Below are 11,609 nucleotides of genomic sequence, written 5' to 3' on the forward strand. Positions count from 1 at the left end.
TTTTGATGGTATTTAACAAAAAAATCTATAAAGGAAAAAAGAGATTATCTTTTTGTGATGTGTTTTTGATATAATATATCCTGTTTAGAGGTAATTCTGGACAAAGGTAGCGAAATATAGGAATTTATTTGTTATGAAAATAAAGATTTGCCGTAAAGAAGCAAAAGAGAGTAAATATTGGTTGGAGTTGATAGATACAAACCATTCTGAAAACTCTAATGTTTAGAATTTTGAATTTAGATATTGTTTCGTGTTTCGTGCTTCGGATTTCGTGCTTTCTTTCATTTTAACTTCCTTTCTTCTTCTCGTCTACCTAAACACATACATAAATTTAATGCAAAGCACTCATTCAATCCAAACCTCCCTTTCCCTTGGTCCATCAAATTCACATAAAAATATCCTCTGCCATGTTCCCAAAACAAGCCTTTTGTCCTTTACAAAAACAGAAGCAGAAGAACCCATAATGGATGCCTTTATGTGAGCATCAGAATTTCCCTCATTATGACGGAAATAGGGAGAATCCTTTTTAATAAGGCTTAAAAGACACCTTATGATATCAAAACAAACCTCTGGGTCATACCCCTCATTTATTGTTATGCCGCAGGTTGTATGGGGAACAAAGATGTGAAGGATACCATCCTTATCTATTTCTTCCTTAATTTTTTCTGTAATATCAACAAATACCTCTCTCTTTGTTGTCGCTACATTTATAATCTTCATTTACACCCTGAACAGATTGTCTTTGCACAAGAGCCACAAGATGAGTCACTTTCTCCCCCTTTACTTGTTTTTACCATAGGTGCTGTGAATACCCTCTTTACATCCCTGCTTTGACAAACATCACATATTGCCTCCTCCCTTCCATAAAAGATATCAAACTTTCTATTGCATTTATTACAAAGATAGGTATAAATAGCCATTATATTTCAAGCTCAAATAGGAGTTTAAAAGAGGAAATAGATGGAATGGAAACAATATCATCTGGTTTTATCCTCTGTTTTATTATTTCTATTATATTATCAATCCTATCTTTTTTTCCTATAATGGTACACCAAAGGTTATAATTCCCCTCCCTTTCGTAATTATGGGTTATTTCTTCATATTCGTTTATAATATTTGCAGCAAATTCTATATCCTTAACCGCAATTCCCACTAATTTTGTTTCAAACCCAAGCCTTTTATGATTAAAAATTGGTCCAATCTCCCTAATAATACCCTTATTTTTTAAAGATGCAACAATCTCAATTACAGAATCTTCATCTAATCCAAGCTTTTCTCCTATAACCTTAAAAGGCTGTGTGTCTAGGGGAAATTCTTCTTGGAGGATTTTTAATACCCTGTATGTGTCTATCTGCTTCAAATTCATTTTATCTCAATAATATGCCTAAATTCCTCAATAATATCAAGAACATCACACACTGGCTTTACTCCTTCTTTAATAAGTTTATTCGTTCCTTTGCTTGTTTCTTTTGTAATCTCACCAGGAACAGCAAAAACCTCCCTTCCACTTTCCATTGCAAGCCTTGCTGTAATTAAGGCACCGCTTCTTTCCTTTGCCTCAACAACAACACAACCCAAAGAAATGCTTGTAATTATTCTGTTTCTCCTTGGAAAATTATCCTTAAAGGGCGAAGTATCTAAAGGAAACTCTGATATAACAGCTCCATTTTCACAAATCTTTGTAAATAAAGGCATATTCTCCTGCGGATAGATATTCAAAAGCCCAGAGCCTAAAACAGCAATTGTTCTTCCCTTTGCTTCTAAACAAGCCCTATGTGCAATTGTGTCTATGCCCCTTGCCATTCCAGATACAATGGTAAAGCCTAATTTAGAAAGCCCCTTTGAAAACATTTCGCAAACATTCTTTCCATAGCTTGATGAATATCTTGAACCAACAATAGCAATTGAGAGCCTGTCTTCTGGAATAATTTTACCCTTAATATATAAAACAATTGGTGGGTCAGAGATTAGTTTAAGAGCCTCTGGATATTCACTTTCATCTATCGTAATAATTCTTATTCCATTCTCCTTTGCCTTTCTTATCTCCTTTTTTATATCTATTTTCTTTCTTTCTTTGCATATAATATCCGCCAATTCTGGTTCAATAATCTCTGATAAAATAGAATAGGAAGCAAAAAATGGGTCAGCTAAATTTTTTAATAGAAGATTAATCTTCTGCAATGGTATTCCCCTTATCATATTAAGCCCTATAAGGGCTTCACTTGTATTTCTCATACATAAGGGGTTCTATCCATACAGAAAATGATGAAATTTGGCTTTCATTACCTGCCTTATCAATTGCTTTATATCTAATAATATGAAGACCCTCTTCCTTTATAGTAAAAGCCTCTTGATATGGAGAAAGGTTTTCAGAATCAACGCTATAGAGAATCTTTAAAACACCTGCTGGGCTATCGCTTGCCTGGAATATTATCTTATTCTCCTCTGGAAGGAAGCAATTTTTGTTATATGTAGCCATCTTTGGGTCTGTGAAAAAGGAAACAAGGGGAGGATTCTTATCAAGAATAAAGGAGAGGCTGTTTTCATTAGATATATTTCCAACATTATCCTCAAATCTATGGATTATTTTATAATAGCCTTCAATTGAAAGGTCAAATTCTGCCTTGTTCAAATATTCCTTTGTTTCATCGTTTACCATTACCTGAATCCTTGATAAGCCCGAGGTGGTATCAGAGCCTGTAATGGTGCAGGTTGCATCTTGGGTTAAATAGCCATCTTTGATGGGATAGGATGTTTTTAATTCGCCGAATGGTAAATTTCCATCAACAATAAATGAAACGATTTCCTCTTTGTCCTCTTCTTGTAGCATATCTATAGCCTTATAACTTAAAACCCTATTTCCCTCCTTTAGCCTAATTGGCTCTTTGTATGAAATGTAGGGTGAGGAATCAATCCTTACCAATACCTTAGATATTGAATTGTCCTCATCAACAGGAAGGAGGTAGATAAGTGAATTTGAGGAGATATAATTCTTATTATCTTGGGTGTAGAGCCTTGTTGGAAGATTGGAGAATAAAGGAACAATCTCATACTTAAGACCTACTCTTCTTTCAATAGCAAATCTTGTTATATCGCTTGGCTTTCCTTGCAAGCCATTGTTATCAATCCCTGATATACGAAGGTAATAATTACCCTCCCTTAATGGCTCTGATATAACCTCTAATTCTCTTGATAATACATTAAATTCAGGATGGATAAAAGCTATATCTTTTGTTATTTCAACAAGATACCTTCCAGCATCTCCTTCCCATTTAATCACAGACCTCATATTTCCTGTTATTGAGGTTTGCAGAGGAAGGAGAACCTTTGGAGGCTCTGGAAGTTTAACTGGGTCAATTGGACCTTTTTCTGTAATTATTGTTCCATAACCAGCTGATACAAAAATTCTTTTTCCATAGGCGCTTACATAGGCTTCGCCTTCAAATACAGAAATCCTCGTTAGATTCCCTCTGTCTATAAAAACCTCTCCGCTACTTATATCAACAAATCCATCTATTGTTATCACCCTTATTTTCTTTCCGGGTGCAACCTTTATTTTTCCCTGTATAAGCCCAATTGAAAGCGCGCTTGTCTCCCTGTCCCTTCCTTCAAATTTAATGCTTGTTTCATCCATAACAGAAATAAGGTCTCCACAAGGGAATAAAATCTCAATCCTTGAATTTGGTTGTGTTCTTAAGGTCTCATTTGTCCTTATCTTATCCCCTGCTTCCAATCTCTTTTTTGCAACTCCTGCATAACCCGATACATCCATAACCTCGCCATCTTCAAACTCTATACCCTTTTTTATCTCATCTTTGCCTGGAAACTCAATTATTTGTTTTGGAAAGATAAGATGGGGATTTTTTAGTTTATTATATTCCCCTATCTTTGGCCAAAGAAATGGGTCTCCAAGGTGCTTCTTGCATAGATGCCAGAGGGTATCGCCCCTCTTTACAACAACCCCAAATCCTACAAATGGTAGCCCTAAAAGGCATACTAAAAAAATTCTCTTCATTCTAAAACCTCCCTTATAAATAATAAAAAGTCTAAAAACTACTTATTCTTTTGTCAAGGAATTCTTTTCTGGGGGGTGATGTTATCAGAGAGCTAACCATATACCTTTACAATATTATACCTTGAATCCCTTTGAACAGGGATTTTAGAAGCAGATTTTATAAGATTTATCATTTGAGAAGGGTTTAAATGATGCTCTATTCCTGTTGCCTTTATAACCTTCTCTTCCATCAATGTTCCTCCCATATCATTTGCACCAAAAAATAGGGCAATTTGGGAAAGCCCTAAGCCCTCTGTTACCCATCCTGAATGGATATTTGGGATGTTATCAAGGACAAGTCTTGAGATAGCTAGTGTTTTAAGATAGTCAATAGCTCCTGTTTGCTTAATCCTTGAAAGCCTTGTTCTCTCTGGGGAAAATGTCCATGGGATAAAAGCCTTAAAACCATTAGTTTTATCCTGAAGATTTCTTATCTTTATAAGATGCTCAATACGCTCCTCTATTGTTTCTACTATTCCAAATGTCATTGTGGCTGTTGTATGCATTCCTATAGAGTGGGCTTTTTTCATTACATTAAGCCATTCATCTGTGTTTAGTTTGTTTGGCGATATTTTATTTCTTACCCTATCACACAATATTTCAGCTGCTCCAGGAAGGGAGTCAAGACCTGCAGATTTTAGAGAAATAAGCACATCTTTTATAGAAAGATTCTCTTTTTTTGAAAGGAAGACAATCTCGGATGGAGACAAAGAATGAAGCCAGACATCAAACCTTTTCTTGATGGATGAAAGAAGGCTACAATACCATGAAAGGGAAAGGTCTGGATTTAATCCACCCTGAAGCATAACCTGTGTTCCGCCAATTCCTATTAGCTCTTCTACCTTTTTTAAAATATCATCAATAGATAAAAGAAATCCATCCCTTTTTTTCCTTGCAAAGAATGCACAAAATTTGCATTTTGCTATGCAGATATTTGTAAATGTAATGTTTCTATCAATAATAAAGGTTACATAATCTTTTGGATGAAACCTTTTTCTTACATTGTCTGCCATTTTTCCCAATGAAAATACATCAAGGGAAAATAGCTTAATTGCCTCTTTTTTACCTATCCTCATTACTGGAAAGGCAAAATGTGCACTTTGGATTTGGTTTCATCCATAGTAATCAATGCTCCCTTTTCAAGCACTGATTCGTATTGCCGTAATATCTGCACCAGCCTATACCTTAAATTCCGAGGCAGTACATCTTGCGTACGAACCTGAATAACACTTGGACCTTGTGCCCGAGTGGTCGCTAATAGCGCTCCAAAATCAAGATCATGGGTGAATACAACATAACCATTTTCGCATGCCCACTTCATAATCACATAATCCGTAGCGCCATAATCACCCACCGTTGACCAATGAAGCGTTTGCCACCCTTCTCTCTCAAATACCTCAACCCAGTTAGGAGAAAGGTTCATATCAATTAGCAGTTTCATGCGGTCATTAACGGTAATTCTATTTCTTCAGCTCGCCAGGCTGCATAGGCAAGGGCTTCACGAATATCTTCATCTTCTAAATAGGGGTATGCTTTTAGAATCTCGGTTGTGGAGTATCCTGTAGCAACCAGTCCAACAATAGTTCCCACAGTGACACGCAGTCCACGAATACAGGGTTTGCCACCCATTACATTAGAATCAAAAGTAACCCGTGTCAGATTTTTCATAGTGTTTATTCTCTTTAAACCTTGTTTATTATTAAGCCATCATTATCTTGCTTCCAATTATAGCACAATAATCAACTATCCACAACTATTTTGCCTCTTTTTTATCTATTCTCATTTATCAACAAATACGGGTGTAAAGAGGGGAGATTTAAAACCAAATTTATGAAGAAGGTATTTTAAAACAACGCCGAGCGTTGATAAGCCATAGATTGTGCTTTCTATAAAATTTGGGCTTGATGCCTCTTTAAAATACCTTGTTGGAACGCTTATCTCTTCAATCTTAAATCCCAATGCAATTATCTGAAAAAGCACCTCGGTATCAAAAACATAGTTATTTGAGTTAAGTTGATAGGGAATTATTTCTAAAAGCCTTCTTGAAAATGCCCTAAATCCAGAATGAAACTCAGAGAGGCTATAGCCTGTTGAAACATTTTCAATTAGGGTTAAGGCTCTATTTGCAAGGTATTTATAAATAGGCATCCCACCTTTTAATGTATCTTCCCTTGTCCTTATCCTTGAGCCAATAACGCAATCTGCCCTTTTCTGCTCAATGGGTCTTATAAGCTCAGGAAGGAGCTTTGCATCATATTGATAATCTGGATGGAGCATAACAATAACATCCGCATCTGTCTTTAATGCCTCTGTATAGAGGGATTTCTGGCTTCCACCATAACCCCTGTCAGTAGGGTGACAAAAAACCTTAATCCCCAGTTCCTTTGCAACATCAATGGTTTTGTCCTTGCTATTGTTGTCAACAAGGATGATGGAAGACCTATATTCCTCTGGAATGTCATTATATGTCCTTTCTAATGTCTTCTCAACATTCCTTGCAGGCATAACAATAATTACTTGCATTATTTAATACCTCTACCACAAATGAAAAATTTTAGCGAGACCTTCTTAAAAATGCAGGAATTTCTAAGTCTTCAAGGATGGAATGTTTAACTTCTTCTGGTTTTATCTCTTGCTTTAAGGCAGAAAGACCACTGCTTTTTCTTCCAAAACCTGTTGCTATTACTGAAATCTTTATTTTTCCAGAAAAGCCTCTATCAATAACCGCACCAAATATGCAATTAACATCCTTATCTGCCTTTTCTATTATTAAATTGCAAGCATCATCTGCCTCTTGGAGGGACATATCATCGCCACCTGTTATATTTATCAATATTCCTGTTGCTCCATCAATGGATGTTTCCTCAAGCAATGGTGAATTTATAGCCTCTTTTGCAGCCTTCTTTGCCCTATCCTCTCCCTCTCCAAATCCTATGCCCATCAATGCCCTTCCCTTTTGGTTCATAACGGTTCTAACATCAGCAAAATCAACATTGATAAGCCCAGGTGTTACTATCATTTCTGTTATCCCTTGAATTCCATGGTGAAGAACCTCATCTGCCTTCTTGAATGCCTCAGAGATAGAGGTATTTTTGTCAATAACAGAGAGAATCCTTTGGTTTGGTATGGTAATCAGTGTATCAACCTTCTCTACTAACTTTGAAATTCCCTCCTCTGCTTGACGCTGTCTCCTCTGTCCCTCAAAGAGGAATGGCTTTGTAACAACAGCAACTGTTAAGGCTCCAATATCCTTTGCTATTTCAGCAACAATTGGGGCAGCGCCTGTTCCTGTTCCGCCACCCATTCCAGCTGTAATAAAGACCATATCCGCACCATACAATGCATCCCTTAAAGCCTCCTTGTCCTCTTGTGCAGCACGCTCTCCAATTTCAGGAAGGGAGCCTGCCCCTAAACCCTTTGTCAGCTTAGCCCCTATTTGAATTTTATGGGAAACAGGGCTTGTATTTAAAACCTGGAGGTCTGTATTTGCAACAATAAACTCAAGGCAGCTAGAATTTGAGGAATTAAACATCCTTGATACAGCATTTGAGCCCCCTCCTCCAATACCCATTACCTTTATTAAGGTTCTAAACTCTTTTTGCTCCTCTTTTTTTTCCTCTTCCAAAATGAACATTTTTTCCTCCTATAACTTTAATCTCTTGCAATAAATTTGTAAAGAAATTTTTTTCATTTTACCAATTTAAATTTATAATTTGCAATTTACAATTCTATGCTAAAACAACCTTATCCTTCCCCTCCTTCTTTGCCCTATAAAGGGCACTATCTGCTGATTGGATAATAACATCCTCTATCTCTCCATCATCTGGATAGGATGCTATGCCAAGGCTTATGGTAACAACATCGGGAAGGCCTGCCATAATGTAAAGCCTTTCCTTTACAAGAGAAAGCATCTTTTCTCCTACAGCAAGCGCCCTTTCCTTTGTTGTCTGGGGAAGAATGATAACAAATTCCTCTCCTCCATACCTTGCAACAACATCTATTTCCCTTTGGAAAATCTCCTTTGCTATATAAGAAAGCCCTTTTAAAACCTCATCGCCTTTTGGATGACCATAGGTATCATTTATCTTTTTGAAATTATCTATATCAAACATCAAAAGGGAAAAAACAAGGTTATATCTCTCTGACCTTTTTATCTCCTTATGAAGGGTTTCTTTAAAGTATCGATGGTTGTAAAGACCTGTTAGCCCATCTGTAATAGCAAGCTCCTCTATCTTTTTATGTAAAATCCCATTCTCAATAGCAATTGAGGAATTGTCTGTCAAAAGCTTTATAAGCCTTGTGTCATCTTGAGAGAATGTATTTACCTTTGTATGTGCAACAGATAATAAACCTATAATCCTATCACCAACCTTAAATGGCATTCCCTCAAATGCACCAAGGATGCTTCCTATGCCTTTATCAGAAACAAGCAAAGCAGGGTTATCAATCTTTACAACAAGGTTTTCTTCAGCTGGTAAAGAGCCAGCAAAGCCTGCATATTTTTTAAGGGTTTTTTCCTTGAAAAGGGAAATAAATGACTCTGTTCTTGGAGTGCCAAGGTGTATTCTTAATAAGAAAATATCTTGTTCACATATCAATATGCCGCAAGCAACATATTCCACCATCTCGGAAAGAAGGGTTGTTAGCTCTGTAATAATTTCTCCATAATTTAATGTCCTAGAAAGGGTTGTATTTATTTTGTTGATAACAGAAAGCTCATAAAGGCTTTTATCAAGAAGGGCATTTGTATTTGCAATAATCTTTTTTCTTGTCTCTCCCTTTTTTATTTCTACTTTAAGCCTTTCTATATCTTCCTTTAACCTTTTATTTTCTAATTCTACTTCTGTCATAAAAATTCCTAATTCCTACATCATTTTATCATCCTATAAAAGACCTAACCGCAGAGATAAGCTCATCCGGTGTATACGGCTTTGTAAGATACTCATCTGCTCCTGTCTCCATACCTCTAAATTTATCTGCCTTAAGTGTTTTTGCTGTAAGCATAACAACAGGAATATCCTTGTATGATGGGTCGTTTTTAAGCATCCTACATACCTGATAACCATCCATCTCAGGGATAGTAATATCTAAAAGAATAAGACCATATTTTTTTTCATAGACCTTCTCCATAGCCTCCAAGCCATCTTTTGCGGTATCTACCTCATAGCCTGCATCCTCCAGAAACATCTTTCCTGTCTCTACCAAATCTTCTTCATCATCAACAAGCAAAATACTCTTCATCTTTTAGTTATAAGCTTTAACCTATATGTGTTCATTTGTTCTAAATTTATTCACCTTTAAAAAGAGTCAGAGAGTCAGAGGGTCAGAGAGTCAAAAAGTCCGAAAGATTATCCTTTCAATTCTTTAGACTCCCAGACTCCAAGACCCCTAGACTCTTTAGACCCTATACTCATAGCATACTAAAATCAGCCTCTAGTTTCTTTAACAAGGATTCCCTGTCCTCCCCATCCTCTGGGAATACTGCTATGCCATAGCTTACATAAATTGTTTGTGGAACATCCTTGAATAAATCACCATCAACGAATTCCCTTAGCCTTATACCAACCTTTTCTGCTTCTTCTTTTCCTGCATGAAGGAGAATGATAAAAAATCCCTTGTCTTTATGCCTTATAACCCTATCAGATTTGTGAATCTCTGCCTTTATCCTCTCTTCTATATTTGAAAGGATGCTCCATTTTTCATCCTCACTCTTAATTTTAAGATAATTTTCAAGCTTAAGAAGGATTATGGAAAAATATGCCTCTTCTGTCTTTGCACGGAATATCTCCTCTTCTAATGAGAGGTAAAAATATTTATCTATCTTTGGAAGGGTTACAATAAATTTTGTTCCCTTTCCAATTTCGCTTTCTACATTTATCCTTCCCTTGTGCATATTGACAAAGTGCTTAACGATTGTAAGGCCTAGTCCTGTCCCTTCTATTTGCTCTGCTGTTGTTGCCCTCTGGAATTTGCCAAAGATTCTATCAAGCTCATCGGAGGGAATGCCAACGCCTGTATCAGATACAGAAACATAGACATCATCCTCCTTGGCTTTACAGGATACTGTTATTTTTCCCTCTAGGGGTGTGAATTTAACAGCATTTGAAAGGAGGTTTGTTAATATATGGATTATTCCCTCTTTATCGCCATATATCTCTGGAAAACCCTCTTCAATATCTATCTTTAATTCTATCTTTTTAGAAAGAAGCACCCCTCTTATGCTTGATACTGAATCTTCAATAAGGTTTGGAATGCTTACAACATCCATTCTTAATGAGAGCATTCCAGATTCTATCCTTGAAATATCAAGAAGGTTGTTTATAACCCTAAGAAGCCTCTCTGTATTTTTTCTAATAATATCAGTAAATCTTGCCTGCTTTTCAGAAAGGGTGCTTGCCTCCAATAAATAAATAGAGTTTGTAATAGAGGTAAGGGGTGTTCTTAACTCATGGGAGACATTGGCAATAAGCTCATTTTTTAATCTTTCTATCTTCTTTTCTTCTGTAATGTCTCTAATAATAGCTGCAACAGCGAAAAAATTGCCCTCTTCATCATCAATCCTGGATGCAACAATATTGAGCATTTTAGAAGCCTCACCAATATCTATTTTCTTTATAAATTCTACCTCCTCCATAATTGGCAAGTCTTTTTCAGATGCCCTATCTATTACCCCTATAATAGAGCCATGCTCTTTTTGAATAAGGCTCTCATCTTTTTTTACACCCAAGAGCCTTTGAGCAACAGGGTTTATAAGGAATATCTTTCTATCCTTATCAATGATGAGGACAGCCTCTCCCATTCCTTGAAGCATAGATTCCATTTCCTTTTTCTGGGTAGAAATGAGGTTATGTGCTTCATGCCTTTCAAGGAGTATATCGCTTATAATCCCTGCTACAAACCCTCCCAATACTTCGGTTTCTTGCTTTTTAAGCTTAAATACCTCTCCAAATACAGAAGGGTCCCCCGAAACATCCAAAACAATATCTATTGGTTTGGCAAAGAGGGCTTTATAATCAGTATAAGTTGGAATAACTAAATTTTTTGCTAACCTTATCCCAGCCGCATTGTCTTTCTTATCAACGACTCCGATAATTTCAATATTAGAGTCTCTATGAAGGATCTCAAGGAGACCCTTCCCCCTCCTTCCCCCTCCTATTATAAGAACCTTTTTCATTCGCTTTCAATGACAGCGCTTGTTGGACAAACCTCTGCACAGGTTCCGCAATCTGTGCATTTATCTGGATTTATCCAGTATTTATCTCCCCTGTCCTCAATAGCCTCAGCTGGACATTCCTCTGCACAGCTTCCACATGCTACACACTCATCCGTAATAATATAAGCCATTTCTCACCTCCTGCTAAGTGCCTTTTTTTTGGCTTAAATATTTTAAAAATTTTGTCATAAAATCTTTCTTTTGTCAAGATTTTTTATTTGAAACTTACCCATATCTTTTTAGCTAAAGAAAGGATTTTTGGGAAAATTAGGGTCTCTTTTTTAAAATTGTGGTTATTTTCTATTGACAGGAAGGCTAATTTTTAGAAATGAAGGGAATAAA

At 36.4% G+C, this 11,609-nt stretch carries 14 protein-coding genes; all 14 read right to left on the bottom strand.

Features of this window, described 5'->3' with window-relative positions:
* Positions 1-345: 345 nt before the first annotated feature.
* The 14 genes from AB1630_06670 to AB1630_06735 all read right to left on the bottom strand — a co-directional run bounded on the left by AB1630_06670 (position 346) and on the right by AB1630_06735 (position 11,398).
* Complete coding sequence (locus AB1630_06670) at positions 346-720, bottom strand: secondary thiamine-phosphate synthase enzyme YjbQ (GenBank protein MEW6103480.1); 375 nt, start codon at positions 718-720, stop codon at positions 346-348.
* The gene (locus AB1630_06675) at positions 717-920 is read right to left on the bottom strand and encodes an FmdB family zinc ribbon protein (protein MEW6103481.1); all 204 of its coding nucleotides are present in this window, start codon (positions 918-920) and stop codon (positions 717-719) included. The genes AB1630_06670 and AB1630_06675 overlap by 4 nt, the downstream gene beginning before the upstream one ends.
* Positions 920-1,366, bottom strand: coding sequence for an Lrp/AsnC family transcriptional regulator (locus tag AB1630_06680; protein MEW6103482.1), 447 nt, complete (start codon positions 1,364-1,366; stop codon positions 920-922). The genes AB1630_06675 and AB1630_06680 overlap by 1 nt, the downstream gene beginning before the upstream one ends.
* Positions 1,363-2,235 (bottom strand): DNA-processing protein DprA, encoded by an 873-nt coding sequence (gene dprA / locus AB1630_06685; GenBank protein ID MEW6103483.1) that lies wholly within the window; start codon positions 2,233-2,235, stop codon positions 1,363-1,365. The genes AB1630_06680 and dprA overlap by 4 nt, the downstream gene beginning before the upstream one ends.
* The gene (locus AB1630_06690) at positions 2,219-4,015 is read right to left on the bottom strand and encodes a LysM peptidoglycan-binding domain-containing protein (GenBank protein MEW6103484.1); all 1,797 of its coding nucleotides are present in this window, start codon (positions 4,013-4,015) and stop codon (positions 2,219-2,221) included. Before AB1630_06690 ends, dprA begins: the two co-directional genes overlap by 17 nt.
* 92 nt (positions 4,016-4,107) lie before the next feature.
* On the bottom strand, positions 4,108-5,130 hold the full coding sequence (mqnC, locus tag AB1630_06695) for a cyclic dehypoxanthinyl futalosine synthase (protein ID MEW6103485.1): 1,023 nt from the start codon (positions 5,128-5,130) through the stop codon (positions 4,108-4,110).
* Positions 5,130-5,495 carry a DUF5615 family PIN-like protein gene (locus AB1630_06700; GenBank protein ID MEW6103486.1) on the bottom strand — a complete coding sequence of 122 codons (366 nt, stop codon included), beginning with the start codon at positions 5,493-5,495 and terminating at the stop codon, positions 5,130-5,132. Before AB1630_06700 ends, mqnC begins: the two co-directional genes overlap by 1 nt.
* Entirely contained in the window at positions 5,492-5,722 is a 231-nt protein-coding gene (locus tag AB1630_06705; GenBank protein MEW6103487.1) for a DUF433 domain-containing protein, read from the bottom strand. The genes AB1630_06700 and AB1630_06705 overlap by 4 nt, the downstream gene beginning before the upstream one ends.
* Before the next feature lie 111 nt (positions 5,723-5,833).
* Positions 5,834-6,577, bottom strand: coding sequence for a glycosyltransferase family 2 protein (locus tag AB1630_06710; protein ID MEW6103488.1), 744 nt, complete (start codon positions 6,575-6,577; stop codon positions 5,834-5,836).
* 31 nt (positions 6,578-6,608) lie between these two features.
* Positions 6,609-7,688: a cell division protein FtsZ gene (gene ftsZ / locus AB1630_06715; protein ID MEW6103489.1), complete on the bottom strand. Its 1,080-nt coding sequence runs from the start codon at positions 7,686-7,688 to the stop codon at positions 6,609-6,611.
* Between the two features lie 94 nt (positions 7,689-7,782).
* Complete coding sequence (locus tag AB1630_06720) at positions 7,783-8,904, bottom strand: diguanylate cyclase (GenBank protein MEW6103490.1); 1,122 nt, start codon at positions 8,902-8,904, stop codon at positions 7,783-7,785.
* A 28-nt stretch (positions 8,905-8,932) separates the two neighbouring features.
* Positions 8,933-9,295 (bottom strand): response regulator, encoded by a 363-nt coding sequence (locus AB1630_06725; protein MEW6103491.1) that lies wholly within the window; start codon positions 9,293-9,295, stop codon positions 8,933-8,935.
* Positions 9,296-9,464: 169 nt separating this feature from the next.
* Complete coding sequence (locus AB1630_06730; protein ID MEW6103492.1) at positions 9,465-11,228, bottom strand: ATP-binding protein; 1,764 nt, start codon at positions 11,226-11,228, stop codon at positions 9,465-9,467.
* Complete coding sequence (locus tag AB1630_06735) at positions 11,225-11,398, bottom strand: 4Fe-4S binding protein (protein ID MEW6103493.1); 174 nt, start codon at positions 11,396-11,398, stop codon at positions 11,225-11,227. The genes AB1630_06730 and AB1630_06735 overlap by 4 nt, the downstream gene beginning before the upstream one ends.
* Positions 11,399-11,609 lie beyond the last annotated feature (211 nt).

The sequence above is a fragment of the bacterium genome, assembly GCA_040753555.1.
GTDB lineage: Bacteria > UBA9089 > UBA9088 > UBA9088 > UBA9088 > JBFLYE01.